The organism is Rhizobium sp. AAP43 (assembly GCF_001296045.1).
Taxonomy (GTDB): Bacteria; Pseudomonadota; Alphaproteobacteria; order Rhizobiales; family Rhizobiaceae; genus Allorhizobium.
In genome coordinates this window covers 61,601-87,473 of sequence record NZ_LJHS01000009.1, presented here as the reverse complement: position 1 = coordinate 87,473, position 25,873 = coordinate 61,601, and the positions used below count along the sequence as shown (strand labels likewise).

Below are 25,873 nucleotides of genomic sequence, written 5' to 3'. Positions count from 1 at the left end.
TCTCCCTGGTGCCAGATGACGGATCTCATTCAAAGTCGGGCAGGTTCGCGCGCAGGAAGTCGCGGAAGGCGCGGATTTTTCCGGCATTGCGCCTCGCCTCGGGATAGACGAGCCAGTAATGCGAGCCGTCCTCGCAGGTGAGGTCGAAGGGCTGGAACAGCCGACCGGCTGCCACGTCTTCCGCGTAGAATTCAGGACGCAGAATGGCGACGCCGTGCCCCGCCACCGCAGCGGTGGCCTCAAAGGCCTGGGCGCCAAGCTTGCTGCGCGGATAGACGTCGAGCGCAACATCGGGATGACCTGCTGCCGTGAACCAGATCTGCCACCAGCTGTCGGAGGGGTCGATGATGCGAAGCTTGAGGAGATCGAGTGGGGTGTTGATGCCGCCGACGCTTTCAGCCAGCTGTGGGCTCAGCATGGGCGTGAAATGGTTTCGCATGACGAAATGGGCGCGCAGGCCTGGCCAGTTTCCCTTGCCGTTACGAATGGCGAGATCTGCCTCTATGCGGCTGAAGTCGATCATTTGCTGGGAAGTTTCCAGTCGCACTGCAATGCCGGGATTGCTCAGCTGAAACAGTCCAAGATGGCGCGCCAGCCATTGTGAGGCAAAGGTGGCGGTGGAGTGAATGATCAAGGTGGCCTCTGTCGTGTTGCGCAGATCGGCCAGCGCCTCGCGCAGGAGCTCGAAGCCCTCGACGACTTTCGGCAGCAGGCGATCACCGGCCTCGCTCAAAGCAATCCGGCGCGGCTTGCGCAGGAAGAGTGCCTCACCGACATGCCCTTCCAGAAGCTTGATCTGATAGCTGACCGCCGTTTGGCTCATGCCGAGTTCCGCACCGGCGAGCGTGAAACTTTGCAGCCGTGCGACCGCCTCGAAGACACGGAGTGCATTGAGCGGCAACTGTTTCGACAGTTTCATGGATAAGTTCTCTTTATGCAGCTGCACCGTAATTGAATTGGATCGCCGCTGCAACCGCTGGCATGGTCAGGGCATCAGAAACCCAAAAAGATCAACGCGCTTGGAGGCCGGCAGAATGTCCGCGATCCGCAGAACCGTGCCATTGTATCAGCTCTGGTCGCTCCTTTGGACCAACGTTTCCCGATCCCATCGAGCTCTACCCGTGACCCGTGTCGATGATATTCCCGATGACCTCCTGAAGGATATTGGACTTGAACATCGGGTGTCAGGGTCCGAACGGTTCGGCAATACCCGGCATCGTCGCGGCGGTTTGGGCGACTATCTTCGTCCAGGTCCTCTTTGAGGAAAACGATTTAATTTCCGATGTTTATTTCACTTTCTTGTGAACTGACCTCAGCTTCTGACGCACAGGAGTGAGGTTGTCTGGCCGAGCAAGACGCCCAGCAGTTCCGCCGCCACCATGGCGGCAATCACCGTGGGGCGCTTGTCTCTCACCGTGCTGCCGCCAATCGGCAGGATCAATCGTTCCAGGTCCGCTCGGTTGCCCTGCTCGCGCTCAAGATACGAGGCGAAGGTGGCACGTTTGGTTTTTGAGCCGATCATGCCGACATAGGCGAGATCGGTGCGGGCAAGCGCTTCTCTTCCGATCAAAAAATCCAATGCATGATCATGGGTGAGAATGACGGCAGCACCGCCGTTCGGTATGTCGGATATCACGGTTTCCGGCATGGCGACGTGACGCCTTGTCACCTCAGGCGGCAAGTCTGCCAAGGCTTCGGCCCGGGTCTCGACAATCGTCACGGAGAGCGGCAGCGGCGAAAGGGCATGGGCGAGGGCCAGTCCCACATGGCCGGCTCCGAAAACGAAGACCGAAGGCTCGACTTCCGTTTCCCGCAACAACTTGTCTCCGAGTGCCGCTGCCAGTGACGCGGTGACAGTCGAAAACCGCAGTGTGGTGCGGCCTCCACAGCATTGGCCGATCTCGGGGCCAAGCGGGATGTCCATTACGGCCACGCCTTGGCCGTCGAGCAGTTGCCGGGCATTTTCGATAGCCATGAACTCGAAATGCCCGCCGCCGATCGTGCCCCAGATGGCCTCTCGGGAGACCAGCATCAGCGTGCCGGCATCGCGTGGGGTGGACCCCCGGGCCTCGGTGATTTCAACGAGGATGCTGTGGGGGTGGGCGACGAGGAAGGCGGAAAAATCTGTCTTGGCCATGATGAAGGCATACTAGCATTGTCGAGATGGAACAGGACAGGGCCGCTTTGGGTTTGTCCGCCATGGTTTTGTGACGCCACCGATCCTTCCAGCCGCAACGCGGCTCCCGCCTCGGCTTACCTCAGGAGTGACAATGACCCGGACCAAGGGCACGATCATCTGGTTGACTGTGGCGGCGTTTGCCGTGGCCCTCTTCTTCATCAATCCGCTGGCGGATATTGCCGCACGCTTCAGCCATGATGTGATGATTGGGAGCGGTGCTCTTTATGGAACGCTCAGGATCGCCAATTCGGTGATGAGTGTGGCGCGGGATGCGGATGTGACGGGTGGAGTGGGCGTCGCCTCTGTCACAGCGAGCCCCGGCCAGTTGCTACAGCCGGTGATCAACACGATCGAGCGCATGGTCGATCTCCTGTTTTATCTTGCGATCGTCTCCGGCATCCTGTCGCTGGTGCTCGTGCCGGTCGCCAAGGTCGCGGCAGCGGGGCTTGCCGGTTTCGCGCTCATCTGCGCCGGGCTGACGCTGATTTCCCGTCGTGTACCGCTGGTCATTGAGCGTCTCGCAAGATCCTTTGCCGTGCTCGGCCTCCTTGGCGCGGTGCTGCTTCCGGCATCCTATACGATTGCCTTTTACGCCGGCGACGCCATTACCGACGAGGCCTGGATCAATGCGACCTCTGTGTTCGAAAAGGTCCAAGGCGATCAGGGGCTGGTGGAAGCACAGAGCCAAGTCGAGGCGATGAAGCAGGAGCGATCACCCGACGAAGACCAGGCCTTTGGACGTCTCGGCCAGGCGTTTTCAGGCACCTTGCAGGCTGCATCCGACATGGCCGCCTCGGTGGCGGCCAATGCCCGTGTCATCAATGACGGCATCGCCATTTCGGCGGATCTGTTCAATGCCTCCATCGGCATTGCCATTGCCTATCTGGTCAAGCTGCTCGTGCTGCCGGTGATGATCCTGGCGGCGTTCCTCTATCTTCTGAGGACCGCCTTGCGCTGACGGCCTTCAAGCCTTCTTCAGCCTCTCCACCGCCATCAGCACCCGCTCCGGCGTCGCCGGCGCATCGAGTCTCGGGCAAATCCGGTAGTCCGCGACCGATGCGACGGCCATGGACAGGGCTTCAAGCACCGAGATCGCCAGCATGAAGGGCGGCTCGCCGACGGCCTTGGAACGACCGATCGTCGGCTCGGCGTTTTCTGCCCAGGGCACAAGGCGGGTGTTGAAGATCTTCGGCCGGTCGGAGGCAAGCGGGATTTTGTAGGTGGAGGGGGCGTGGGTGCGTAAGCGTCCCTTGCTGTCCCACCAGAGTTCCTCTGTCGTCAGCCAGCCCATGCCCTGAACGAAACCGCCCTCGATCTGGCCGATGTCGATGGCCGGGTTCAGCGATTTGCCGACATCGTGGAGGATGTCGGTGCGGTCCATCAGATATTCGCCGGTCAGCGTGTCGATCGAGACTTCCGAGCAGCTTGCGCCATAGGCGTAGTAGTAGAATGGTGTACCGCGACCGGCGGCGCGGTCCCAATGGATCTTTGGCGTCTTGTAGAAACCGGCGGCGGAGAGCTGGACGCGGGCGAAATAGGCTTGTTTGGCAAAGTCGCCGAAGGTGAAGATATGCTCGCCGACGCGCACCCGGTTTGGTAGGAACTCGACCTCGGAGGTCGGAACAGCATATTGTTCACAGGCAAACGCGATCAGCCGTTCCTTGATCTGGCGCGCGGCATCAAAGGCCGCCATGCCATTCAGGTCCGAGCCGGAAGAAGCCGCGGTGGCCGAGGTGTTGGGCACCTTGCCGGTCGTGGTCGCGGTGATCTTCACCGTGTCGACATCGACCTGGAAACAGTCGGCGACGACCTGGGCGACCTTGGTGTAGAGGCCCTGGCCCATTTCGGTGCCGCCATGGTTCAGGTGGATCGAACCGTCCTGATAGATATGGACGAGCGCGCCGGCCTGGTTGAAGGCGGTCATGGTGAAGGAGATGCCGAATTTCACCGGGGTCAGCGCAATGCCCTTCTTGATGACAGGGCTCGTCCGGTTGAAGTCGATGATCGCCTGGCGTCTAGCCTGATAATCGCTGGAGCTTTCCAGCTCCTCAACGACGCGTGCGATGATGTTGTCCTCGACCCGCTGGTGATAGGGGGTGAGATCCCGGCCCGAGCCCTTTTCGCCGTAGAAATTGACCTTACGGACCTCGAGCGGATCCTTGCCCAGCGTATAGGCGATCTCTTCAATCACCCGTTCAGCACCCAGCATCCCTTGTGGTCCGCCGAAGCCGCGATAGGCGGTGTTGGAGACGGTGTGGGTTTTGAGCGGCTGCGAGGTCAGCTTTACATGCGGGTAGAAATAGCTGGAATCGGCGTGGAAGAGGGCGCGGTCTGTGACCGGGCCTGAGAGATCGGACGAGTAGCCACAGCGGGCGGCGAAGTTGGCGTCGATGGCTTGGATACGTCCGTCATCATCATAGGCAACGTCGAAATCGACCTTGAAATCGTGGCGTTTGCCGGTGACGCTCATATCCTCGTCGCGGTCGGGGCGGAACTTCACCGCGCGCTTCAGCTTCTTGGCGGCGAGCGCTGCCAAAGCTGCAAACTGGTTGCCCTGCGTTTCCTTGCCGCCAAAGCCGCCGCCCATGCGCCGGGTGTTGACGGTGATGGCGTTCGAGGGAATGTCGAGCACATGGCCGACGATGTGCTGGATTTCCGAGGGGTGCTGGGTGGAGGACCAGACGGTCACATCGTCGTCTTCGCCGGGAATGGCGAGCGCGATGTGGCTTTCGAGATAGAAATGCTCCTGGCCGCCAATGCGCATGGAGCTCTGGATGCGGTGGGCCGCCTTGTCGAGTTCGGTTTCCGGCGTGCCGCGCTTCAGCGTCATCCCTTGGGTGACCACGGGCGCGCCATTTTCGAGTGCGCCGTCGATATCGGTCCAGAAAGGCAGGTCGCGATACTCGATTTTGGCAAGGCGGGCCGCTTTCCGGGCTGCATCGCGGGTTTCGGCAATGACGGCGAAGATGGTCTGGCCGTGGAATTCGATTTTGTCCGTCGCAATCAGCGGCTCGTCGTGGCGGCCTCCAGACGAGACGTCGTTGACGCCGGTGATGTCCTCTGCGGTGAGCACGTAGACAACGCCCGGATAGGTTTTGACGGCAGAGAGGTCGAGCGACAGGATCTCGGCATGGGCCCGATCTGCCATGCCGAGTGCGCCGTGCAACAGGCCTGCGGGTTCGGGCATGTCGTCGATGTAGTCGGCAGTACCGGAGACATGTTTATGCGCCGAGTCATGCCTGAGCGACTGGTGCATGGGGCCCTTGATGTATTTGGTCGTCTCGTAGGTCGCCTTATCCATGATCACGCCTCCTCCGTCGCGAAGCGCTGCAGTTCCTGCGGCGTGCCGGAAACCTCAAGGAAGAACCGGGTGAGCAGGTTCTTTGCCGTCAGCTGGCGGTATTCCGCCGTGGCGCGCCAGTCGGTGAGTGGCTTGTAATCCAGGTCGAAGGCGTCGCGGGCGGCTTCCACGGTCGCCTGGTTAAAGGGCTTGCCGTAAAGAGCGGCCTCGACCGAGCGTGCTCGCTTTGGCGTGGCTGCCATGCCGCCAAAGGCGACGCGGATGTGGGTGACCACGCCGCCAGCATCTCTTTCCAGATGGAAGGCGCCGCAGAGTGCGGAAATGTCCTCGTCGCGGCGCTTGGAGATCTTGTAGATAGCCACATGGCTCGACGTTTTCGGGCGGGGCACAAGCATGCTTTCGACGAATTCGCCCGGCTGCCGGTCCTGCTTGCCATAGTCGATGAAGAAGTCTTCGAGCGGCAAGGTGCGAGTTCCCGATGCGGACCGCAGGGTCACGGTGGCCGAGAGCGCGATGAGCGCTGGCGGACTGTCGCCGATCGGCGAGCCGTTGGCGATATTGCCGCCGATCGTGCCCATGTTGCGAACCTGCTGGCCGCCGATACGCTCGATAAGTCGACCGAAGGCGGGAATTTCAGTGCGCAACACGGTGAGGGCGCTGGAATAGCTGACGCCCGCGCCGATTGTGATGCCGTCAGGCGTGACGGAGATTTTCTGCAGATCTTCCAGATGGTTGATGAAAATCACAGGGTCGAGCACCCGCATCTGCTTGGTCACCCAGAGGCCGACATCGGTGGCACCGGCAACGACGGTCGCCTTGGGATCGGCGGCCAGAGCTTCGGCGAGACCCTCGACACTGCCGGGCACAACGAGGCGGCGGCCATCGGGACCAGAGATCGCGATGGTCTCGCGAGGGGCAAGCTCTTCCAGACGTGCGATGATTTCGGCGCGTTCGCGCTCCAAGGGGTCGAACAAGGCGGAGGGCCTGATGCGGCCGACCTGTTCGGCGGCTTTGACGATCGGTTCATAGCCCGTGCAGCGACAGAGATTGCCTTGAAGTGCCCGCTCGATCTCAGCCCGGCTGGGGTTTTCCGAGGAGAGCCACAAGCCGTAGAGCGACATGACGAAGCCTGGCGTGCAGAAGCCGCATTGCGAGCCGTGACAGTCGACCATGGCCTGCTGGACGGGATGTAGCGTGCCATCCTTTGCGGCCAGATGCTCGATAGTCACCACATGGGTGGCGTTCAGCGAGCCCAGGAAGCGGATGCAGGCATTGACCGTCTCATAGACCAGCCGCCCCTGCAGCACGCGACCGACCAGGACGGTGCAGGCGCCGCAATCGCCCTCGGCGCAGCCTTCCTTAGAGCCTGTCAGGCGTCGTTTCAGCCGCAGGAAATCCAGCAGCGTTTCGGTTGGATCGACCGTCGAGAGAGTAATGTCCTCGCCGTTCAGGATGAAGCGGATGTGGTTCATGAACTGCCTTTCGCTGCGTCAGGGCCGCATTACTGCGCGGTCCAGCCGCCATCGATAGAGATATGGGTGCCGGTGATCTGCCGGGCGGCATCGCTGGCGAGGAAAAGGGCAACGGCGGCCACCTCCTCGATTGCGACGAATTCCTTGGTGGCCTGCAGACGCAGCATCACATCGGACTTCACTTCGGCCTCGGTGATGCCGCGGGCCTTTGCCGTATCCGGGATCTGCTTTTCGACCAGCGGCGTCAACACATATCCGGGGCAGATCGCATTGATGGTAACGCCGAATTCAGCCACTTCCAAGGCGACCGACTTGGTCAGCCCGAGGATGCCGTGCTTGGCGGCAACATAGGCCGATTTGAACGGCGATGCGACGAGCGCATGGGCCGAGGCGACATTGATGATGCGGCCCGCCTTCTTCGCCTTCATGCCGGGCATGGCGGCGCGGATGGTGTGGAACGAGCTCGTCAGGTTGATCGCGATGATCTGGTCCCACTTGTCGATCGGGAAATCCTCGACCGGCGAGACATGCTGGATGCCGGCATTGTTGACGAGCACGTCCAAACCGCCAAACGTCTTTTCCGCGGCTGCGATCAGGTCGGCGATCTCGGCGGGCTTTGTCATGTCCGCACCGTGGTAGATGGCCTTGCCGCCATGTGCTTCCAGAGCATGGCGCGCCGCTTCAATCTCGTCCGCGGGGCCGAAACCGTTGATCACCAGATTGGCGCCTTCAGCCGCGAAAGCCTTTGCGATCCCAAGCCCGATGCCGCTGGTCGATCCGGTGACGACGACGGTTCTTGCCATGCTCTTCTCCCTTGTCTGCGTTCATTTTGCGACGCAACAGATTGAAGAGGTTATGCGCAAACCCGGAGAACTGGCAATCGCGTTTTTCGACACGCCGCTGCTTGTTCGCTCCGGCGCAACAGTCCGTCACCCCTGCCGGATTTGCATCGCTCCGGTTGAACTTCTATGTCTTGCCCAGAGATGCAACGAGGCAGAACCATGGAACTCGGACTTTATACCTTTGCGGACGTTGATCCCAATGCAGCCAACAAGGGTGCAGAAGCGAAGCGACGGGTCGATGAACTTTTAGCCGAAATCCGTCTGGCGGATGAGGTTGGTCTCGATGTCTTCGGGCTCGGTGAACATCACCGGCCGGACTACATGGCGTCGTCGCCCGCGACCATTCTTGCCGCTGCCGCCGTGCAGACGAAAAACATCCGCCTGACCAGTGCCGTCTCCGTTCTCTCCTCCGATGATCCAGTGCGGGTGTTTCAGCAATTTGCCACGGTAGATCTCCTGTCCAACGGGCGCGTCGAGATGATGGCGGGACGTGGCTCGTTCATCGAGAGTTTCCCGCTGTTCGGTTATGATCTCGAACAATATGACCTCCTGTTTGCCGAAAAGCTGCAGCTGTTGATGGAGATTCGCGAGAACGAGATCGTCAGTTGGGAAGGCGAAACCCGCGCACCGATCCGGGGCAGGGGCGTTTATCCCCGACCGTTGCAGGATCCGCTGCCGCTATGGATCGCGATCGGTGGCACGCCGCAATCGGCCGCGCGCGCCGGCTATCTCGGCCTACCGTTGGCGCTGGCCATTATCGGCGGTGAGCCGCATCGGTTTGCGCCGATGTTCGACCTATATCGGCAGAGTGCCGCCAAGGCCGGTGTCGATCCGACGACGCTAAAGACCAGCATCAACGTGCACGGCTTCATTCATGACACGACCCAGTCGGCCGCCGACATTTTCTATGAGCCGCAGGCGGTCGTTATGAACCGTATCGGTCGCGAACGCGGCTGGGGTCCGACCAACCGGGCGCATTTCGATGCGTCGCGTGGCCCGCAAGGCGCGCTCTTTGTCGGTGATCCGGAGACGGTGGCCGCCAAGATCGTCGCGATGCACGAGATCTTCAAGAATGACCGCTTCCTGTTGCAGATGGCCATAGGCCCGATGCCGCACAAGGATATCATGCGCGGGATCGAACTCTACGGGACAAAAGTCGCGCCGCTCGTGCGCAAGGCGTTGACGGACAAGGCTTCGGCTGCGTAAGCAGCGCGCAGGACAGACATAGCCGCAAGGCCGAAGGACCAGCATGATCGTCGAGACTGAAGAGGACCTGGAGCGCCTGAAGGATATCGGGCGTATCTGTGCCATTGCCGTAAAAACCATGGCGGAGGCACTTGAGCCGGGGATCACGACGCGCGAACTGGACCAGATCGGCCGCAAGGTGCTGGAAGACAGCGGTGCGCGCTCGGCGCCGGAGCTCTGCTATCAGTTTCCCGGTGCCACCTGCATCTCGGTCAACGAGGAAGTGGCGCATGGCATTCCCGGCGATCGTGTGATCCGGGCGGGCGATCTGGTCAATATCGACGTGTCGGGTGAGAAGCTCGGCTATTTCGGCGATACCGGCTCGTCCTTCATCGTGCCGCCGGCCAAGCCGAAGCTCGATCGGCTGTTGCGCGATGGCAAGCGGGCCTTATGGGTGGGGCTCAATCAGGTCAGGACCGGTCGGCCGCTGGCCGATATCGGCAACGCGATCGGCGCCTTCGCCAAGAAGAACCGCTATACGCTGATCACCAATCTGGCGAGCCATGGCGTTGGCCGTTCACTGCATGAAGAGCCGACGGAGCTCTCCACTTGGCCGGATCCGGACGAGACGCGGATCATGGAGGAGGGGCTGGTCTTCACCATTGAACCCTTCCTGTCGCTCGGCGGCATGTGGGCAGAGGATGGCGATGATCCGTGGACGCTGTACAGCGAACCTAATGCGCCGACCGTTCAGTTCGAGCACACGATCGTGGTGACGAAAAATGGTCCTGTGGTGTTGACTCTGGCGGAGTGACGACCACTCGCGCCAGCTTTTCGTCGCATCGGCTTGTCGTGCCGCCTCTCGCATGCGCTTAGGCGGTGAAGCTGACGGCAATGCCCTTCTTCTTGAAATAGGACTGCATCATCTTGCGTCCCTGGCGGTTCGGCTGGGCAAGCTTGGCGGTCTCGAAGACGGCTTCCTTGGCACCTTCCTTTGCCATGGCGGCCTTGAGGGCTGCGATATGCGTGTCGATCTCCTCGTTGTCATTGTTGATCGAGGCATAGATGTTGTCGATGGCCTGCTGCAGGCTGAGATCGCTCATGATGGACTCCTTCGAAAGCTTTGCCCCTCCACTAGCGATTTTTGCGGGGAGGGCAAGCAAGGGTTTGTCTGGCGTTCGTCGCGAGTCTCTGTCTCGGCCTCGGCCTCGGCCTCGGCCCAAAGTCGCTTCGTAGGCGGCCGCCCACGAAGTTTCTCGATCCGACAAGCGATATGGCCTTATCGACGTTGGCATTCATTACATTATCTTAACGCAACGATAGGGCCATTGCTGCCCTCACAGTTCTGCCCTAGTTTCCGGCGAGATCTGCCCCCCGTCATTTCATTGCCAGGAAGCTAACCCGTGTTTCATTCCTTCTTCCCTCGGCCCAAGCTGTTCTTTTTGTCCCTGGCCCTCTGGACGTTGCTCGCAATCGCTGTCTGGTATTCGGTTGGCGAAGCACTCGGTACGGCCATAGGCCTTCCGCCGCTGCCTCAGGATTTCCAGGCACCGATCAGCATCGCATTCTTCGTAACCCGCGATTATGTATGGTTTTATTTGTTTGCCGCGGTCTGGATGGTGCCTTTCGGCCTGTTTTGGGAGTTTTATTCCAAGGATCACCGTTGGCGCCACTGGTCAATCTGGGGAACGTTCTTCATCGTCTTCACGACCTATTTTGGGGTGCAAGGTTCGGTTGCCATCAATAACTGGCGCCGCCCATTCGGCGATCTGCTGCAGCGCGCGCTAGATGGTAAGCCAGGCGTCAATTCGCAGCAGTTTTACGATTTGATGCTGCTATTTTGTACGATCGTCTTCGTTAATGTCGTTATCTTTGTGGTAGTCCGCTTCTTCGTTAGCCATTACGTGTTTCGTTGGCGTACCGCGATGAACGAATACTACATGTCGCAATGGGAGCGGGTTCGCCACATCGAGGGTGCATCCCAGCGCGTTCAGGAAGACACAATGCGCTTTGCGTCTACCTTCGAGGGCCTCGGCGTTAGTTTCATAGATGCCATAATGACGCTGATCGCGTTTCTTCCTATCCTTGTCGGCCTTTCATCCTACGTGACGGATCTGCCTATTATCGGCGCAATTCCGCACAGCCTCGTTTGGCTGGCGTTGCTGTGGTCAGTGTTCGGCACGGTTCTCATCGCCGTTGTTGGCATTAAGCTACCAGGGCTAGAGTTCCGCAACCAACGTGTCGAAGCTGCTTACCGTAAGGAACTCGTCTACGGCGAAGATTACGCCGATAGGGCGCAACCACTGACTGTCGCCGAGCTGTTCAACAATGTGCGGATGAATTACTTCCGCCTTTATTTTCACTACCTCTATTTCAATCTTGCTCGTTCGTTTTACATGCAAGCGGACGCGCTGTTCCTGACATTTATGCTAGTACCGACCATCGTCGCGGTGAAGATTACTTTTGGTCTCTATCAGCAGATCACAACCGCGTTCGGTCAGGTGTCTGGCTCCTTCCAATACCTGATCACCGTATGGCCTACTGTTGTAGAGCTGATGTCGATCTACAAGCGTTTGCAAGCCTTCGAGGCGGCCATTGAAGGCGGGCCGCTTCCGGAAATTGATCAGCGTTATCTGGCGCGGGAAGCAGATGAGGGCGAGATTGTTGCGAATCGCCCCTGACTTGAGAAAAAGTACGGTGTTGTCGCGCGAATAGCGGGGCAACACCTAGCCGTCATAGCCGACATAGGTGCCCGTGCGCGGGTTAAAGCTAAGATAGCGCGAGCTACAGTATTCATGCCATGCGCCCGTCCACGGTTCGATGCCATAGGACTGCTGTACGGGACGCGGGCGATAGGCAGGCCGCCGAGGGGGAGATTGCGGCGGACCGTCCGTACTGACCTTGCAGCGAGCTGGCGCGATCGTCATCTCGGCGGTCGCGCCGGCCAAAACGATCGCTCCCGTAAGGTAGACAAAAAAGAACCCGCCGGTGGCCTACCGGCGGGTTCTTTGCATTGATCCAACCGAGCGTGGTCGATCAGCCTGCGGTGCAGAAATGCGAGCGGCCGTCATAGCCGACATAGGTGCCGGTGCGCGGGTTGAAGCTGCGGTAGCGCGAGCTGCAGTATTCATGCCATGCGCCCGTCCAGGGTTCGATGCCATAGGACTGCTGTACGGGACGCGGGCGATAGGCGGGCTGGCGCGGTGGCGGCGGCGGGTAGTCGTCGACGTAGTAGTCTTCCGAATAGTCGTCATAGACGGAGACCGGCTGTTCTTCGACATAGACCCGGCGCTGCGGCGGGCTGGCAAGCGCCGTGCCAACGATAACGCCCGTTGCAAGACCGATCACGCCGGCCGCCAGCGCATCGTCGTTGTTGTGATGACGGCGATAGCGGTCGCCGGCTTCTGCCTGGCTGGCCGCGGCAATCGGAGCCATGGCGACAACGGTCGCCAGCAGCGCGTGTTTTGCTAGTTTCATCATGGCGTCAGTTCCTCAGACGATTGCACCAGATCCGGTGCGAAAAGCTATGCTGCCACATTAGGAGCGGCCGGCTGAACGGAAGCTGAATGAGCGAAATTGTTTCAAAAAGAAAAAACCCGGCATGAATGCCGGGCCGTAATTCAAAGACGTCCGATTGGGGTCAACCGGAAACCTGGAGGTTTACGGCCTTGGGGCCCTTGCCACGGCGGTCAGGCTCGGTGTCGTAGCTCACCTTCTGGTTTTCGGTGAGGCCAGAAAGGCCCGAGGCCTGTACGGCGGAGATATGCACGAAAATATCGGCGCCGCCATTGTCCGGCTTGATGAAGCCGAAGCCCTTGTCGGTATTGAAGAATTTTACAGTGCCAGTGTCGGCCATGCGTCAGGTCCTTTTCTCTCTGCCCGCATTCGGAAGGGCAGCATTACAATGTTCCCCGCAAGCGGGTTAGCGACAGGCATTTGTCGACATTCGAGGAAAGGGGCCCTGTTACCGCAGCCTTTCGTTCGCAACATCACGTTGATCCCGAAATACTGCCCGAGGTTGTTATAGCGTCCTCGGCGCGCATCAATTTATAGGTCTTCCCATGCTCGCAAAATTGCCCGAACGGCGGAAGATTGCTTGCTTTGCAAGAAATTGGCAAGCGAAAGTTTTACCGGTCCGGCAGGGGCAGGGTGCCGGAAAAGCAACGACCATAGCGCGTAAAGAGGCGCGATATACTGTCAGTTGGCGTGCTGGTAAAAATTTATATCGCCAGCGATGCAAATACCGTTGCTAAAATGCGAAAGCACGGCAGATTTCGTTAAAAAATTTTTCGTGTGAACGGAGAGCGGATTTCGCGTCGTTTCCGGTCAACCGAGAGCGCAAAGCGCCCATTTTAGGGTCTTGTTGTTTCTGGCGGGGCGAATGCTCCTAACGGCGCTTGGTTTCCGTCATATCCCTGAAGCCGCGCCGCCACAGGCTGACGGAGCCGATGGCCATCACGCCAAAGCAAATCAGCAGGAGGGCGATTGTCACCTTGCGCTCGCCAAGGCTCATGGCCGAGGCGTCTTCTGCGCGGGCGGCGCCGGCGATCACGCGGGGTGAACTGGGCGTAATGCTCGATGTAAACTCACCGGCGACGGGTGGCAGGATTTCGCTATCCACGACCACCGGCGATGGCGGCAATATGATGGTCTCCTGAGCGGCTTCACTTGCTTCGAAGGCGACAAGGCCAGCGCCAAGCAGAAGTGTCGCCATGATCGCATGCCGCCACGGGCGGCGTGAGGGGGTGGCGGGCAAATCGAGATCAAGATCCTTCATGGCGGGCATGACTCTATACGAGGTTTCGATCCGGTCATCTCGCCTGCATTGCGGGTCGGAATTGTGGCGGCACCGCGAAGTCACGGATTTTTGCAACTCGCTGTGGTGTCGACGCCACGATGGTGATTAAGGCGCTCACGGTGTTTTCTGTCGCGGTGGCGCCTTTTTCCTTGAAAGGGCGGGCCGCTTTCGCCATAGAGCTTGGACCTGAGGCCCCGGGGACCGGGGTCGATGTTCAATCAGCTCAGGACCCGTACAATGGCTTTCCTCGCCGACGCCCTTTCCCGCATCAAGCCTTCCGCGACCATCGCCGTCACGCAGATGGCCCGGGAACTCAAAGCGCAGGGCAAAGACGTCATTTCGCTTTCCGTTGGCGAGCCAGACTTCGACACGCCGCAGAATATCAAGGATGCGGCTGTCGCTGCCATCGCGCGTGGCGAAACGAAGTACACGCCGGTTGCCGGCATTCCGGAGCTGCGCAAGGCGATTGCCGACAAGTTCAAGCGCGAGAACGGTCTCGACTACAAGCCGGAGCAGGTGATCGTCGGCACCGGCGGCAAGCAGATTCTGTTCAACGCCTTCATGGCAACGATCAATCCGGGCGATGAAGTGGTGATCCCGGCGCCGTACTGGGTGTCCTATCCGGAAATGATTGCGCTGTGCGGTGGCACGCCGGTTTTTGTCGAAACCACGATCGAGAACAATTTCAAGCTGACTGCAGAGCAGCTGGACAAGGCGATCACGCCGAAGACCAAGTGGTTCATGTTCAACTCGCCGTCGAACCCGTCGGGTGCCGCCTATAGCAAGGAGGAGCTGAAGGCGCTGACGGACGTGCTGATGAAGCATCCGCATGTTTGGGTTCTGACCGACGACATGTATGAGCACCTCGTGTTCGGCGATTTCGTCTATTACACGCCGGCACAGGTCGAGCCGGCTCTCTACGACCGCACGCTCACGATGAACGGCGTGTCCAAGGCCTATGCGATGACCGGCTGGCGTATCGGTTATGCCGCCGGCCCGCTGCCGTTGATCAAGGCCATGGACATGATCCAGGGCCAGCAGACCTCGGGTGCCTGCTCGGTTGCCCAGTGGGCGGCCGTCGAAGCGTTGAACGGTCCGCAGGACTTCATCACGGAATCGAAGAAGGCCTTCGAAGAGCGCCGCGACCTCGTCGTCTCGATGCTGAACCAGGCCTCTGGCATCGTATGCCCGAAGCCGGAAGGCGCTTTCTACGTTTACCCGTCCTGCGCCGCCCTCATCGGCAAGACTGCACCGTCGGGCAAGGTCATCGCCAATGATGAAGACTTCGTCATGGAGCTGCTGGCCACCGAAGGTGTCGCCACCGTTCACGGCTCGTCCTTCGGCCTCGGCCCGAACTTCCGCGTCTCCTACGCCACCTCGAATGCCAAGCTGGAGGAGGCTTGCAGCCGTATCCAGCGTTTCTGTGCCTCGCTGAAGTAAGCGTCTGGACACTTTGTCTGAAACAGCAAAAGGGCCCGCAATCGCGGGCCCTTTCGTTTGGGTGGGTTCGTCTCTCAGGATTTCGTCAGTTTCAGAATGGTCGAGTTGCCGCCACCGCGCTGTTCGGTTACGGCATAGACGGCGCCATCGGGGCCAACCTTGACGTCGCGAATGCGAGCATTGAGGTCGAGGCGCTCCTCATGCTTGACCCGGTCGTTCTCCATGTGGAGAACGACGACGCCCTGGCTCACCAGTCCACCGACGAGGAATGCGCCCTTCCACTCGGGGATGGCATCGCCGCCATAGAAGGCCATGCCTGAGGGGGCGATAACCGGATCCCAGTAGTAGACCGGCTGTTCCGTATTCGCCATCTGGGTCACGCCGTCGCCGACCTTGTCGCCGCTGTATTCGACGCCATAGGTGACTTCGGGCCAGCCGTAGTTCTTGCCGGCTTGCGGCAGGTTCAGTTCGTCACCACCGCGCGGGCCATGCTCTACCGTCCAGAGGCGTCCCTTGTCGTCGACCGTGGCCGATTGCAGGTTGCGATGGCCGAGCGACCAGATTTCCGGCTGGGCGCCTTCCCTGCCGGCGAAGGGATTGTCGGGCAGGGCTTCACCAGTCTGGCTGATGCGGAAGATCTTGCCGAGGCCGCTTGCCAGGTCCTGTGCCTGGACGCGGGGCTCTGCATCCGATCGCTCGCCGACCGTGACATACAATTCACCTGCCGGACCGAAGGCCAGACGTGAACCGAAATGCTTGTTGCCGCTATAAGTCGGCATCTGGCGAAAGATCACGGCCACATCTTCCAGCTTTCCGCCACCCGCTTCGTCAACGACAAGCCGGGCTGATGCGACAGAAGTGCCGTTGCCGTCATCGCGCGGTTCGGCAAAGGAGAAGAAGATCTTGCCTGACGTGCCATAGTCCGGTGCAAGCGCGACGTCGAGCAGGCCGCCCTGACCTTCGGCATAGACATCCGGTAGACCTTCAATGGCCGGGCCGGGTTTGCCATCCTTGGAAATGATATGCATGTCGCCCTGCTTGGCCGTCACCAGCATGCGGCCATCCGGCAGGAACTCCATGGCCCAGAGATGGGGCAGGGCGTCTGCCACGACCTCTGTCTTGATCTTGGGCATCTGGGCCGGCTGCGGTGCGCGGGTCTGGTTGTCGAAGGCGGGTTTCTGGTCCGGTGCATTGGCCGACCCTGTTTCGACTGGCGTGCCCGAGGTCTGGGCAAAGGCCGGTGCGGCGATAATCCCCGCTGTCAGCATCGTGGATGCGAGGATAAGGGGTAGCGGCTTCATGAGGATCTCCCGTAAAATTGCAGAGTCTGTCGGTGTGCCCAGGGGGCGACAGGTTCAACGGGGGATGTATGGCGTCCGTTCCACGAAACACGGGCAGGCGCGTTCAAGATTGCTTTATTCTGCGTGATCGCCGGAGGCGACGGCTCAAAGAAAAGCGGCACCGAGGCGCCGCATTGTCGCTTTTGCGTGTCTGTCAGTCTGCAAGTCTGTCAGGCCGTGCCTTTCAGCCAGGGGCCAAGCAGGGTGGACTGTCCAAAGAGCCGCTCGCGGTCTCTCCAGAGGGCAGGCAGGGTGAGCAGTGCCAACGCGGCCAGGGCGATCACCGTCTTGGTGAGTTGGGACAGTTCTGGGCTGCGGCCGTCGAGATAGTAGACGACATAGACGATCAGCACGTGCCAGACATAGATCTGCAGCGAATGGCGGCCCAACAGCTGCAGGAAGTTCAGTGTGAACAGGCTGGTCAGGAAGGCCGCGATCTTCTGGATCGTTGCGTTCTGGTGGCGCGGGCCTGCAATCAGCAGCCAGGCGAGGCCATAGGCGACGGCGGCGAAGTTGATGAGATAGACCGGCCCGAAATCTGCTCGCACTTCCATCAGACCGAACTTTTCCAGGACAACGCCCGGCATCAGGCCATGGGCTGTGGCAATGCGCAGCGGCAGGAAGAACAGGGTGATGGCGAGTGCTGTCCAGGCAAGCGTTGCACGGTTCGGGTCGAAGACCTTCTGCCATTCGATCTTCTGCATCGATGTCAGCGTGCCCGCGACAATGCCAGCGAAGAAGACGATCTGCCAGCCGAGCAGATTGAAGCTGACGCGCAGCCCCTCCTGGCCCGTATTGCCGGCAATCCATTCATTGAGCGGGTAGGTGATTAGCCTTTGCAGGCCAAGCTGTGCTGAGAGCCAGATGAGGAGTGAGCCGATCATCACGCCAAGCCACTGGCCGCGCAGGCAAAGCCAGATCACCATGGGCGCAAAGAGCATGTAGACGATGTATTGCGGCAGGATGTCCATGAAGGTCGGTTGCACCAGGAAGGTCGCAACCGGCGCCAATGTCGCAACGTCGAACAGGCTGGTGGGCCCAAGCCAATTCTGCCATGCGGCTGCGCCACTGGGCAGGGCGATCTGCAGAATGAGCACCACCAGGATGATGCCCATCGCGTATTTGTAGAGCTCCAAGGCCCGCGACCAGATGCGATCACGGCCGACGATGTAGCCGTCCTTGATCATCTTGCGGGCATAGACCATCCCGGTCAACAGGCCGGACAGGAAGACAAAGCCCTGAGCATCTTCGACGAATGCAAGGTTTCTGTGGTTGATCTCCACCAGCCACAGACCGCCGGCGAAAACCAGATGGTTGATCAGCATGAATACGAGGAAGTAGCCCCGCATGCCGTCGATAACGTCCAATCTTCTCACATCCGACTCCCGAGTTAGCCCCCCGGTGACCCGTGGTGGCGATCTTCAACCGCATCGTGTTGACAATGCGGCGGACCACCCTCCGTGGGCGAAATCCGTGCCCCGTCAACGGCAGGTTTCCACAAAAGTTCCAGCGGTATGAAGCAGCGCTTGCCTGCAATTGCTGGAGGGCAGCCGGTGAAGGAGGCTGGTTGTGTTGCTTCGGTTCGCGACAATCCGCCGCCATCTCGGATGCAGCGCCCATTGGCATTCGGGCGAGCGGCTCTTTGCCTCCCTGCTCCATTTGCGCCTAGGCTGATTTGATGGAATAATCCTCGAAGCCAAGGAGAAAGCGCATGGTGAAGATCATTTACGAGATCGTTCCTCATGATGGCGGTTGGGCCTATCGGCTTAATGGCGCCTATTCGGAGACCTTTGCGACTCACGATCAGGCTCTTGAGGCCGTTCGAATTGTCATGGCAGAGCAGCAGGTTGGCGACGAGCCGGTCACGATCAGCTACCAGGACGAGAATGGTCGCTGGCGCGAAGAGTACAGTGATGGTGGTGATCGCCCCGAAGTCGAGATGATCGACGATTATGAGAACGGGCCGCCAGCTCAGGCCTGACGTGAGCCCAGTCTCGAATATGGTTATCTGGCCGGCATGTCATGTGTGTCAGGCCTACGTGTCCCGATGACTTTTCGGCTCCCTTTGATTTGCCGTGCCGCTCATATGGTCGTGCAGCCCCTTCACCAGCGCGTCGAAGCTTGCCCTGTGGCGCGGTGTGCTGCGCAGGCTTTCATGCATCACCACAAATGTTTCCAGCGACAAGTCCAGGCTGCCGGGCAGGACTTCGACCAGATCGGGCTCACGGGCGGCAATCGCGTTCTGGCACATGCCGATGCCCAGGCCTGCACGGATGGCGGCGAACTGGACAAGGTTGCTATCGGCCCTGAAGGCAAATTGCAGCGTAGCTAAGTCCTGGCGAGACTTCAGGATGTCGCGGATATAGGCGAGTTGCCGGTCGAAACCAATCAGCCGATGTGCCGACAGATCGGTGATGTGTGCTGGAGTACCATGCTTTTCCAGGTAGCGGCGATGGGCATGGAAGCCGAGCGGTATGCGGCCGATACGGCGGCTGATCAGGGTGGATTGGCTGGGTCGAACCATTCGGATCGCGATATCCGCCTCCTGTTGCAGCAGATCCTCGACGCTGTCAGAGGCGGATAATTCAATCTGGAGATCGGGGTGGAGCTCCTGCAAGTCGGTGAGGATCGGCGGCAGGACCTCGACGGCCATGATTTCGCTGACACTGATGCGTACGGTTCCCCGAATGCTTTCCATGTCGCCCGACGCGATGCGGGCCAGCGATGCCGACATCGCCGCCATGGTCTGCGCATGCCCGCGCATGGATGCAGCCTTTTCTGTTGGCAGCAGGCCTTGCGGCCCGCGCAGGAAGAGTCGACCGCCAAAGGCGTCTTCAAGCGCTTCGATATGTCTCCCGGCTGTGGGTTGCGTCAGGCCGAGACTGCGGGCGGCAGCCGAAAGCGAGCCGGTCTCCAGCACGGCGAGAAAGGTCCGATAGTGATCCCAACTGATATCGTTGTCCCTCATGCAAAAATGTATAGCAGATCGCCGAATTAAGGCAATTTGGATTACCTCGCCTCCGTGGGATTGTCTGCTCATCGAAACAGGAGATGACGATGATGACAGATATGAGCCATGGCGTTTCTCGGCCTCTGGCGCTGGTTCTCGGTGCAACAGGTGGTATTGGTGGGGCGCTCGCAAAAGCACTGCTCGACAATGGCTACCGGGTGCGCGCCATGCACCGGAATCCGGATGCCCAGGCAGAGCGTTTTCCAGCCTATGAGTGGGTCAAGGGCGACGCGATGGTCGCGGCCGATGTCTTGCGCGCAGCAAGCGCGGCGTACGTCATCGTGCATGCGGTGAACCCTCCGGGCTATCGCAATTGGGGCGAATTGGTCCTGCCCATGCTCGACAACACGATTGCCGCTGCATCCTCAGTCGGGGCTCACATCTTGATGCCGGGGACGGTTTATAACTACGGGCCTGATGCTTTTCCGCAGCTTTCCGAGGATAGTGTTCAGGCGCCGCTGACGGTCAAAGGCCGGATCAGGGTTGCGCTCGAGCGCCGCCTCGAAGCGGCCGCATCGCAAGGGACGCCGGTGCTCCTGGTTCGGGCAGGGGATTTCTTCGGTCCCGGTGCTGGCAACAACTGGTTCGCGCAGGGAATGATACAGCCAGGCAAACCGGTACGGTACGTCATCAATCCGGGCCGGGCGAATGCAGGCCATGCCTGGGCCTATTTGCCGGATGTGGCGGAGACCTTCATGCAGTTGCTCAAACTTGCAGACGAGCTGCCGATGTTCGCGCGCTTTCACATGGATGGACACTTCGATGTGGACGGGCTGCAGATGGCCAAGGCCATCGGGCGCGCGGTTGGACGGCCCAGCATTCCCATCTTCTCGTTTCCCTGGCGGCTGGCCGGCTTGCTGCGCCCCTTTGTGCCGCTGCTCAGGGAATTGCATGAAATGCGCTATCTTTGGCGCGAGACCGTCCGCCTCGATAATTGCCGGCTGAAAGACGTTCTGGGAGGCGAGCCGCATACGCCGCTCGATGTCGCAGTCTCCACGACTTTGGCCAGTCTTGGATGCATGTCGCCAACCAGCGCCGCATTTTCCACAGGGCAGCCCTTTCGAGCGGGTGTGGAAGGGTGATGCCTTTTAATCCGCAGAGAGAGAAAGGGCTCCCGACCTGCATCGGGAGCCCCAGGATCTGACCGATGGCTGCGATGTCAGCCGAGTGTCGGGTATGTCGTGTAGCCTTCGGCGCCGCCGCCATAGAGCGTTGCGCCGTCCAGTTCGTTCCAGCTGGCATCTTCTTCCAGTCGACGAACCAGATCCGGATTGGAGATGAACGGCCGACCGAAAGCCACGACATCGGCATAGCCGCTCTCGACGGCGTCGATTGCAGACTGTCGATCATAGCCATTGTTCACCATCCAGACAGCCTTGCCGCCAGCTGCCCGATAGGCGGCCTTTAGAGCAGCCCAGTCGAAGGGGAGAACATCGCGCGGGCCGCCGGTCGCGCCCTCGATCACATGAATGAAGGCAAGGCTGTATTCAGTGAGGCCTTCGACCAATGCTGTGTAGAGCGCCTTCGGATCCGGATCGGATACGTCGTTGGCCGGTGTTGTCGGCGAGATGCGAATGCCGGTTTTATCGGCTCCGATTTCGGCCGTGACGGCTGCGACCACTTCCAGCGTCAGGCGAATGCGGTTTTCGATGGGGCCGCCATACTGATCGTCACGATGGTTGCTGTTCGAGCGCATGAACTGTTCGAGAAGGTAGCCGTTTGCGGCGTGAATCTCGACGCCGTCGAAACCGGCTTCGATCGCCGAGCGCGCGGCCTTGCGATAGTCCTCGATCAAAGTCGGGATTTCGGCCAGATCAAGAGCGCGCGGTTCTGAAGTTTCGACGAAGGCGCCGGTGCCGTCTTCGTTCAGCACATAGGTTTTCGACTTAGCCGCAATCGCGGACGGTGCCACCGGCTTGCCGCCATCAGGCTGCAGCGAGGTGTGGGAAATCCGTCCAACGTGCCAGAGCTGGGTGACGATCTTGCCGCCTGCGGCATGTACGGCGTCGGTGACGCGCTTCCAGCCTTCGATCGCCTCGGTCTTATAAAGACCAGGTACGTCCGCATAACCTTGGGCTTGATGGGTGATGGCTGTGCCTTCGGACACGATCAGACCGGCAGTTGCACGCTGACTATAGTATTCGACGTTAAGATCGTTCGGAATGGCACCCGGCGACCGATTGCGGGTCAGTGGCGCCATGGCGATGTGATTGGCGACGGAAATGCTGCCGATGGTTGTCGGTTCGAATAGCTTAGACATGAAACCTCGCGGGATTGGCCGATATGGGGAGGGAGGACATCGGAGGCCGCGATGTGGGGTTCTATAGCACCTGGTTCAAGGCCTGGATGAAGGCGGAAATGGTATTTTCATCCCGGCGATACAACACCCTCTGGCCGACACGCTTAGAGTGGATCAGGCCGGCGCGCTGCAAGGTGGCCAGATGGGCGGAGACGGCAGATTGCGACAGGCCCGAGCGTTCGAATTGTCCGGCGCTGATGCCATCCGTTGCATCTTCCTGAGACACACCGAAATATTCGTCCGGCTGCTTCAGCCAGACCAGAATGTCCATGCGCGCAGGATGCGCAAGGGCCTTCATCACGTCCTCCAGGACCATGTTTCCTCCATGCCGTCTTCTTGTTTAGGAATTGGCTTTGCTCGATCATCATTGAGGACCGCATCTTGCGGTCCCGGTTGACGTAAAGACGCATGGCGGGAAGCCATTGTTCCATCGATAAGGCAAAAAAAGAGGGCCACCGGAAAACCAGGGCCCTTTTAAATTGTGAAGGTCAAAAACCTCCAGAGGGGAACAGCTGCTGCGGTGGAACTGGGAGGAAAAAGCCACCATGTGCATCAGCTGTGTGCGATATGGTGTTTTCTTGTGCAGTCGGCAATGCATTTTTATGCATGTCAGGCATGCGTCACTTGCAGGACTGTGTGTGTAACCCACGAAAATCAGTGGGTTATAGGCTCAGAAATTCCAGTTTCGCGCCTTGGCAACGATGAAATCTCGAAATGCCTTGAGCTTTGCCGCGTTCTTGATCTCATCTGGATAGCAGAAATAGGTGTCGAAGGACGGCACGTCGGCGCTCGTCACCAGCTGCAACAGGCCCGGGTCGCGGCCCACGATGTAATCGGGGAGCATGGCGATGCCAATGCCCAGCAGGCAGGCGCGTTTGATCGAGGTGAGGCTGTTGATCTGAAGATGCGGCTGGCGCGGATTGTCTGATGATCGTCCGGCCACTTCAAGCCAGTTGACATCGAGCAGGTAGTTCGGTGCCGGCTCGCCGAAGGTGATGATCCGGTGGTCGTCGAGATCTTCAATCGTCTGCGGTTCGCCATAGCGGTTGATGTAGGACGGTGCGGCATAGACGTGCATATGCACGGTGAACAGCTTGCGCTGGATCAGATCCGACTGCTGCGGCTGGCGCAAGCGGATGGCGCAGTCGGCGTGACGCATGTTGACGTCCAGTTCCTCGTTGTCGAGGATCAGCTGGATCGACATTTCCGGATAGAGCTGGAGGAATTCCTGGACCTTGTCGGTCAGCCAGCCCTGGCCGAGGCCGACGGTTGTCGTCACACGCAGTTTGCCGGAAGGCTTTTCCGTGGTTTCGGTCAGCTGCATCTTCACGGTCTGCAGCTTGAGAAGAACGTCGTGGGCAGTGCGATACAGCAGCTCGCCCTGTTCGGTGAGGATCAGGCCACGCGCATGGCGGTGGAACAGCTTGACCCCGATATCCTGCTCCAGCGACGAGACCTGGCGGCTGATTGCCGATTGCGACAGATGCAGCTTGTCGGCTGCATGGGTGAAGGAGCCGGCTTCGGCTGCGGCGTGGAAGATGCGCAGCTTGTCCCAGTCCAGCGGCATTCCGGCTCCTCTCATCATGTTTACTCCGCCGCCTGTCGCGTGCTGTCAATTGCAGCTGCCGTCAGGAAGCGTTCGGCTTCAAGCGCTGCCATGCAGCCCATGCCGGCCGCGGTGATCGCCTGACGGAACACGTCGTCGGTGACGTCGCCAGCGGCGTAGATTCCCTCAACGTCCGTGGCTGTCGAGTCCGGTGCCGTCCAGAGATAGCCGTTCTCCTTGAGCTTCAGCTTGCCCTTGAACAGCTCGACAGCCGGTGCATGGCCGATCGCCACGAACACGCCGTCGATCGGCATCTCTGTGACCGCGCCACTCAACTGGTCCTTCAGCTTTACGCCGGAGACGGAGGGCGGCATGGGCGGCTTGGCCGGGGCGCCGGTGATTTCGTCAACAGTGGTGTTCCACAGGACGCGAATATTCTCCTTGGCGAACAGGCGCTCCTGCAGGATCTTTTCCGAGCGGAAGCTGTCGCGGCGATGTACGACCGTGACCGACTTGCAGATATGCGACAGATAGAGCGCCTCTTCGACGGCGGAATTGCCGCCGCCAACGACGATGACATCCTTGTTGCGGTAGAAGAAGCCATCACAAGTGGCGCAGGCCGAGACGCCGAAGCCCTGGAAATGCTGCTCGCTCTCGATGCCCAGCCATTTGGCCTTGGCACCCGTGCAGATGATCAAGGTATCTGCGGTCCAGATCTGGCCACTATCTGTGTTGACGGTGAAGGGGCGGCGGCTGGTGTCAACTTCGGTTACCAGATCGCTGACGATCTCGGCGCCGACATGCTTGGCCTGGCCGAGCATCTGTTCCATCAGCCACGGGCCCTGGATGGGATCGGCGAAGCCTGGATAATTCTCCACATCCGTGGTGATCATCAACTGGCCACCCTGTTCCATACCGGCAATCAACACGGGCTTCAGCATCGCGCGAGCGGCATAGATCGCGGCGGTGTATCCGGCCGGGCCGGAACCGATGATCAATACCTTGGTGTGGCGGGCAGTCATGTCTGAAATCCTTTCGACCTGCAGCGGCCTCTATCCATGCGGAGTGTAGCCCACTCGCCCAAGCCTGCTGCGTATTTGTTCCGCCCATTTAGGATCGAAGATGCGGGCAATTCAAGGCCGCGAATGCATTAGCAACAGGGCATTGGCGGCTGTATGCGCAATAAGTGTGCGTGAGTGCGACGGATTCTTGCGTCTTGCTGCGTTTCAGGTAGATAACGCACACTCATTCGGAAGGAGCGCGTGTGCTCAAAATAGAACTCGACGCCATTGATCTGCGCATTCTCAAGGAATTGCAGCAGGACGGGCGCATGACAAATGTCGAATTGTCGGAACGTGTCGGCATTTCCGCGCCGCCCTGCCTCAGGCGCGTGCGCAAGCTCGAAGAAGCCGGTGTGATCGAGAGCTATCACGCCATTCTCAACGGAACCAAGCTCGGCTACGATCTCGTCGCCTTCTGCATGGTTGGCCTGAAGCATCAGTCGGAAACCAACCTGAAGGCCTTTGCCGCGGCAACCGACAGCTGGCCCATCGTTCGCCAGGCCTGGATGGTCAACGGCGACAGCGATTTCCTGCTTCACTGCGTTGCCGAAAATCTGACCCGTTTCCAGGATTTCGTCATCGAAGTGCTGACGGCGAATGAGCATGTGGATACCGTCCGGACGATGCTCACGATCCGCCAGGTGAAGAAGATGGGGCTGGTGGAGATTTGAGGGCGGTGCGATGGCCATTGCACTGTTGAATTGAGGGCATAATTCATGGCTGCAAATTTACTACGCAGAGTAAAGCGTGAGTTTTTGAAGAGACAAATAGCTCGTTCCGGCTACGTCTTCATTCACTCCGTGACCAATAATATTGGCGACCTGAAAGCTTGCCCAAAGTCCTACTTTGGCGGAGATTTCGGTGACTGTCCTGTGGTGTCTTGCCGTCATATGGTCGAATTGTTGCGTGAAGAGGGAGTTGCGGCTGGCCTTAGGTTGTTGGCAGGCAAGACTGTCATTTTTGGTGGCGGCGGGCTGATTTCCTTTGACAAGCATTCCATCCATTCCGACGTTTTGATCTTTTTGGATGCGTTTGCCGATGCCGGTGGCAAGGTGGTCGTCTGGGGTGCCGGGCACAATAGGATCAAGGGATTTCGAGAATGGTATAAAGATGCCGCGGTCGAAAAATATCCTGCATTCCTATCCAAGTTTGCTTTGGTGGGTGTTCGCGATTTTCATGGTCCATACCCCTGGGTTCCTCGTGTGAGTTGTATGGATCCAGTTTTTGATAGGCGCGTTGAACCTCGTCATGAAGTGGTTGCCTTCCTGCATGGTCAGGAAGCTGCGAGCTAGCTCGCTAACTTTGATGGGATTCCGACGCTTACGAATATCAAGGCTGGAAGTAAAAAGTGGACGGAACATCGATTCCGTAAGGTTTTCGATCTTATATCTTCTGGATTT

General features: G+C 59.6%; 25 protein-coding genes and 1 pseudogene. 9 read left to right on the top strand and 17 right to left on the bottom strand.

The genetic code is table 11. The features are described 5' to 3' along the window. Window positions 1-25: 25 nt before the first annotated feature. Window positions 26-919: a LysR substrate-binding domain-containing protein gene (locus IP76_RS07975; RefSeq protein WP_054157681.1), complete on the bottom strand. Its 894-nt coding sequence runs from the start codon at window positions 917-919 to the stop codon at window positions 26-28. A gap of 393 nt (window positions 920-1,312) precedes the next feature. Then, window positions 1,313-2,137 (bottom strand): xanthine dehydrogenase accessory protein XdhC, encoded by an 825-nt coding sequence (xdhC, locus tag IP76_RS07970; protein ID WP_054157680.1) that lies wholly within the window; start codon window positions 2,135-2,137, stop codon window positions 1,313-1,315. Window positions 2,138-2,270: 133 nt separating this feature from the next. Here xdhC and IP76_RS07965 point away from each other — a divergent pair, with 133 nt between their 5' ends. Beyond that, window positions 2,271-3,137, top strand: a complete 867-nt coding sequence (locus tag IP76_RS07965; protein ID WP_054157679.1) for a hypothetical protein — start codon at window positions 2,271-2,273, stop codon at window positions 3,135-3,137. A gap of 6 nt (window positions 3,138-3,143) precedes the next feature. On the opposite strand, the gene xdhB is transcribed toward IP76_RS07965, so the two are convergent. Genes xdhB through IP76_RS07950 form a run of 3 tightly spaced genes read right to left on the bottom strand, consistent with a single transcriptional unit; the run spans window position 3,144 to window position 7,755 of the window. Then, window positions 3,144-5,480: a xanthine dehydrogenase molybdopterin binding subunit gene (gene xdhB, locus IP76_RS07960; protein WP_054157678.1), complete on the bottom strand. Its 2,337-nt coding sequence runs from the start codon at window positions 5,478-5,480 to the stop codon at window positions 3,144-3,146. Between the two features lie 2 nt (window positions 5,481-5,482). After that, window positions 5,483-6,952 carry a xanthine dehydrogenase small subunit gene (gene xdhA, locus IP76_RS07955; RefSeq protein ID WP_054157677.1) on the bottom strand — a complete coding sequence of 490 codons (1,470 nt, stop codon included), beginning with the start codon at window positions 6,950-6,952 and terminating at the stop codon, window positions 5,483-5,485. Between the two features lie 29 nt (window positions 6,953-6,981). Then, window positions 6,982-7,755 (bottom strand): 3-hydroxybutyrate dehydrogenase, encoded by a 774-nt coding sequence (locus IP76_RS07950; protein ID WP_054157676.1) that lies wholly within the window; start codon window positions 7,753-7,755, stop codon window positions 6,982-6,984. Between the two features lie 198 nt (window positions 7,756-7,953). Between IP76_RS07950 and IP76_RS07945 the strand changes: the two genes are divergently transcribed. Together IP76_RS07945 and map are read left to right on the top strand one after the other, a co-directional pair. Beyond that, window positions 7,954-9,000 (top strand): LLM class flavin-dependent oxidoreductase, encoded by a 1,047-nt coding sequence (locus IP76_RS07945; RefSeq protein WP_054157675.1) that lies wholly within the window; start codon window positions 7,954-7,956, stop codon window positions 8,998-9,000. Window positions 9,001-9,043: 43 nt separating this feature from the next. Beyond that, window positions 9,044-9,793, top strand: coding sequence for a type I methionyl aminopeptidase (gene map, locus IP76_RS07940; RefSeq protein ID WP_054157674.1), 750 nt, complete (start codon window positions 9,044-9,046; stop codon window positions 9,791-9,793). A gap of 58 nt (window positions 9,794-9,851) precedes the next feature. Here the strand turns inward: map and IP76_RS07935 are convergent, their stop codons facing one another. Then, window positions 9,852-10,082: a hypothetical protein gene (locus IP76_RS07935; RefSeq protein ID WP_054157673.1), complete on the bottom strand. Its 231-nt coding sequence runs from the start codon at window positions 10,080-10,082 to the stop codon at window positions 9,852-9,854. Between the two features lie 300 nt (window positions 10,083-10,382). On the opposite strand from IP76_RS07935, the gene sbmA reads away from it, so the two are divergent. Further along, a complete protein-coding gene (gene sbmA, locus IP76_RS07930) occupies window positions 10,383-11,660 on the top strand; it encodes a peptide antibiotic transporter SbmA (protein WP_054157672.1) in 1,278 nt (425 codons plus the stop codon). A gap of 45 nt (window positions 11,661-11,705) precedes the next feature. On the opposite strand, the pseudogene IP76_RS23465 reads toward sbmA, so the two are convergent. The 4 genes and pseudogenes from IP76_RS23465 to IP76_RS07915 form a co-directional block, all read right to left on the bottom strand. Further along, window positions 11,706-11,813: pseudogene (locus IP76_RS23465) on the bottom strand (BA14K family protein); the annotation flags it as partial. A gap of 202 nt (window positions 11,814-12,015) precedes the next feature. Beyond that, window positions 12,016-12,459: a BA14K family protein gene (locus IP76_RS07925; protein WP_054157671.1), complete on the bottom strand. Its 444-nt coding sequence runs from the start codon at window positions 12,457-12,459 to the stop codon at window positions 12,016-12,018. Between the two features lie 160 nt (window positions 12,460-12,619). After that, complete coding sequence (locus IP76_RS07920) at window positions 12,620-12,835, bottom strand: cold-shock protein (protein ID WP_054157670.1); 216 nt, start codon at window positions 12,833-12,835, stop codon at window positions 12,620-12,622. Window positions 12,836-13,366: 531 nt separating this feature from the next. Next, window positions 13,367-13,756: a hypothetical protein gene (locus tag IP76_RS07915; protein WP_156318514.1), complete on the bottom strand. Its 390-nt coding sequence runs from the start codon at window positions 13,754-13,756 to the stop codon at window positions 13,367-13,369. A 258-nt stretch (window positions 13,757-14,014) separates the two neighbouring features. Between IP76_RS07915 and IP76_RS07910 the strand changes: the two genes are divergently transcribed. Next, a complete protein-coding gene (locus IP76_RS07910) occupies window positions 14,015-15,217 on the top strand; it encodes a pyridoxal phosphate-dependent aminotransferase (protein ID WP_054157668.1) in 1,203 nt (400 codons plus the stop codon). Between the two features lie 74 nt (window positions 15,218-15,291). Here the strand turns inward: IP76_RS07910 and IP76_RS07905 are convergent, their stop codons facing one another. Together IP76_RS07905 and IP76_RS07900 are read right to left on the bottom strand one after the other, a co-directional pair. Next, on the bottom strand, window positions 15,292-16,518 hold the full coding sequence (locus tag IP76_RS07905) for a PQQ-dependent sugar dehydrogenase (protein ID WP_054157667.1): 1,227 nt from the start codon (window positions 16,516-16,518) through the stop codon (window positions 15,292-15,294). Between the two features lie 209 nt (window positions 16,519-16,727). Continuing rightward, the gene (locus tag IP76_RS07900; RefSeq protein ID WP_054157666.1) at window positions 16,728-17,933 is read right to left on the bottom strand and encodes an OpgC family protein; all 1,206 of its coding nucleotides are present in this window, start codon (window positions 17,931-17,933) and stop codon (window positions 16,728-16,730) included. Between the two features lie 335 nt (window positions 17,934-18,268). Between IP76_RS07900 and IP76_RS07895 the strand changes: the two genes are divergently transcribed. Next, window positions 18,269-18,538, top strand: a complete 270-nt coding sequence (locus tag IP76_RS07895; RefSeq protein WP_054157665.1) for a DUF2188 domain-containing protein — start codon at window positions 18,269-18,271, stop codon at window positions 18,536-18,538. Between the two features lie 54 nt (window positions 18,539-18,592). Here IP76_RS07895 and IP76_RS07890 read toward each other — a convergent pair whose 3' ends face one another. Beyond that, window positions 18,593-19,525, bottom strand: a complete 933-nt coding sequence (locus IP76_RS07890) for a LysR family transcriptional regulator (RefSeq protein WP_054157664.1) — start codon at window positions 19,523-19,525, stop codon at window positions 18,593-18,595. Between the two features lie 89 nt (window positions 19,526-19,614). Between IP76_RS07890 and IP76_RS07885 the strand changes: the two genes are divergently transcribed. Next, window positions 19,615-20,649 (top strand): NAD-dependent epimerase/dehydratase family protein, encoded by a 1,035-nt coding sequence (locus tag IP76_RS07885; RefSeq protein WP_306765472.1) that lies wholly within the window; start codon window positions 19,615-19,617, stop codon window positions 20,647-20,649. Between the two features lie 77 nt (window positions 20,650-20,726). Here the strand turns inward: IP76_RS07885 and IP76_RS07880 are convergent, their stop codons facing one another. From IP76_RS07880 to trxB, 4 genes are all read right to left on the bottom strand, one after another. Continuing rightward, complete coding sequence (locus IP76_RS07880) at window positions 20,727-21,827, bottom strand: alkene reductase (protein WP_054157663.1); 1,101 nt, start codon at window positions 21,825-21,827, stop codon at window positions 20,727-20,729. A gap of 61 nt (window positions 21,828-21,888) precedes the next feature. Continuing rightward, on the bottom strand, window positions 21,889-22,182 hold the full coding sequence (locus IP76_RS07875; protein WP_054157662.1) for a helix-turn-helix transcriptional regulator: 294 nt from the start codon (window positions 22,180-22,182) through the stop codon (window positions 21,889-21,891). Between the two features lie 354 nt (window positions 22,183-22,536). Next, the gene (locus IP76_RS07870) at window positions 22,537-23,433 is read right to left on the bottom strand and encodes a LysR family transcriptional regulator VtlR (protein ID WP_054157661.1); all 897 of its coding nucleotides are present in this window, start codon (window positions 23,431-23,433) and stop codon (window positions 22,537-22,539) included. 20 nt (window positions 23,434-23,453) lie between these two features. Continuing rightward, window positions 23,454-24,434, bottom strand: coding sequence for a thioredoxin-disulfide reductase (trxB, locus tag IP76_RS07865; RefSeq protein WP_054157660.1), 981 nt, complete (start codon window positions 24,432-24,434; stop codon window positions 23,454-23,456). A gap of 242 nt (window positions 24,435-24,676) precedes the next feature. On the opposite strand from trxB, the gene IP76_RS07860 reads away from it, so the two are divergent. Continuing rightward, on the top strand, window positions 24,677-25,144 hold the full coding sequence (locus IP76_RS07860; RefSeq protein WP_054157659.1) for an Lrp/AsnC family transcriptional regulator: 468 nt from the start codon (window positions 24,677-24,679) through the stop codon (window positions 25,142-25,144). Between the two features lie 45 nt (window positions 25,145-25,189). Continuing rightward, window positions 25,190-25,765: a hypothetical protein gene (locus IP76_RS23090; RefSeq protein ID WP_156318513.1), complete on the top strand. Its 576-nt coding sequence runs from the start codon at window positions 25,190-25,192 to the stop codon at window positions 25,763-25,765. Window positions 25,766-25,873: the final 108 nt, after the last annotated feature.

Excerpts from the sequence above, each read along its gene's own strand:
- map (WP_054157674.1), top strand. The coding sequence starts at position 9,044 with ATGATCGTCGAGACTGAAGAGGACCTGGAGCGCCTGAAGGATATCGGG.
- IP76_RS23090 (WP_156318513.1), top strand. The coding sequence starts at position 25,190 with ATGGCTGCAAATTTACTACGCAGAGTAAAGCGTGAGTTTTTGAAGAGA.
- IP76_RS07915 (WP_156318514.1), bottom strand. The coding sequence starts at position 13,756 with ATGAAGGATCTTGATCTCGATTTGCCCGCCACCCCCTCACGCCGCCCG.
- IP76_RS07950 (WP_054157676.1), bottom strand. The coding sequence starts at position 7,755 with ATGGCAAGAACCGTCGTCGTCACCGGATCGACCAGCGGCATCGGGCTT.
- IP76_RS07895 (WP_054157665.1), top strand. The coding sequence starts at position 18,269 with ATGGTGAAGATCATTTACGAGATCGTTCCTCATGATGGCGGTTGGGCC.
- IP76_RS07925 (WP_054157671.1), bottom strand. The coding sequence starts at position 12,459 with ATGATGAAACTAGCAAAACACGCGCTGCTGGCGACCGTTGTCGCCATG.
- IP76_RS07870 (WP_054157661.1), bottom strand. The coding sequence starts at position 23,433 with ATGCCGCTGGACTGGGACAAGCTGCGCATCTTCCACGCCGCAGCCGAA.
- IP76_RS07910 (WP_054157668.1), top strand. The coding sequence starts at position 14,015 with ATGGCTTTCCTCGCCGACGCCCTTTCCCGCATCAAGCCTTCCGCGACC.
- IP76_RS07890 (WP_054157664.1), bottom strand. The coding sequence starts at position 19,525 with ATGAGGGACAACGATATCAGTTGGGATCACTATCGGACCTTTCTCGCC.
- IP76_RS07875 (WP_054157662.1), bottom strand. The coding sequence starts at position 22,182 with ATGGTCCTGGAGGACGTGATGAAGGCCCTTGCGCATCCTGCGCGCATG.
- xdhB (WP_054157678.1), bottom strand. The coding sequence starts at position 5,480 with ATGGATAAGGCGACCTACGAGACGACCAAATACATCAAGGGCCCCATG.
- IP76_RS07935 (WP_054157673.1), bottom strand. The coding sequence starts at position 10,082 with ATGAGCGATCTCAGCCTGCAGCAGGCCATCGACAACATCTATGCCTCG.
- IP76_RS07945 (WP_054157675.1), top strand. The coding sequence starts at position 7,954 with ATGGAACTCGGACTTTATACCTTTGCGGACGTTGATCCCAATGCAGCC.
- IP76_RS07975 (WP_054157681.1), bottom strand. The coding sequence starts at position 919 with ATGAAACTGTCGAAACAGTTGCCGCTCAATGCACTCCGTGTCTTCGAG.
- IP76_RS07965 (WP_054157679.1), top strand. The coding sequence starts at position 2,271 with ATGACCCGGACCAAGGGCACGATCATCTGGTTGACTGTGGCGGCGTTT.
- IP76_RS07885 (WP_306765472.1), top strand. The coding sequence starts at position 19,615 with ATGATGACAGATATGAGCCATGGCGTTTCTCGGCCTCTGGCGCTGGTT.
- IP76_RS07905 (WP_054157667.1), bottom strand. The coding sequence starts at position 16,518 with ATGAAGCCGCTACCCCTTATCCTCGCATCCACGATGCTGACAGCGGGG.
- IP76_RS07920 (WP_054157670.1), bottom strand. The coding sequence starts at position 12,835 with ATGGCCGACACTGGCACTGTAAAATTCTTCAATACCGACAAGGGCTTC.
- xdhC (WP_054157680.1), bottom strand. The coding sequence starts at position 2,137 with ATGGCCAAGACAGATTTTTCCGCCTTCCTCGTCGCCCACCCCCACAGC.
- IP76_RS07880 (WP_054157663.1), bottom strand. The coding sequence starts at position 21,827 with ATGTCTAAGCTATTCGAACCGACAACCATCGGCAGCATTTCCGTCGCC.
- trxB (WP_054157660.1), bottom strand. The coding sequence starts at position 24,434 with ATGACTGCCCGCCACACCAAGGTATTGATCATCGGTTCCGGCCCGGCC.
- xdhA (WP_054157677.1), bottom strand. The coding sequence starts at position 6,952 with ATGAACCACATCCGCTTCATCCTGAACGGCGAGGACATTACTCTCTCG.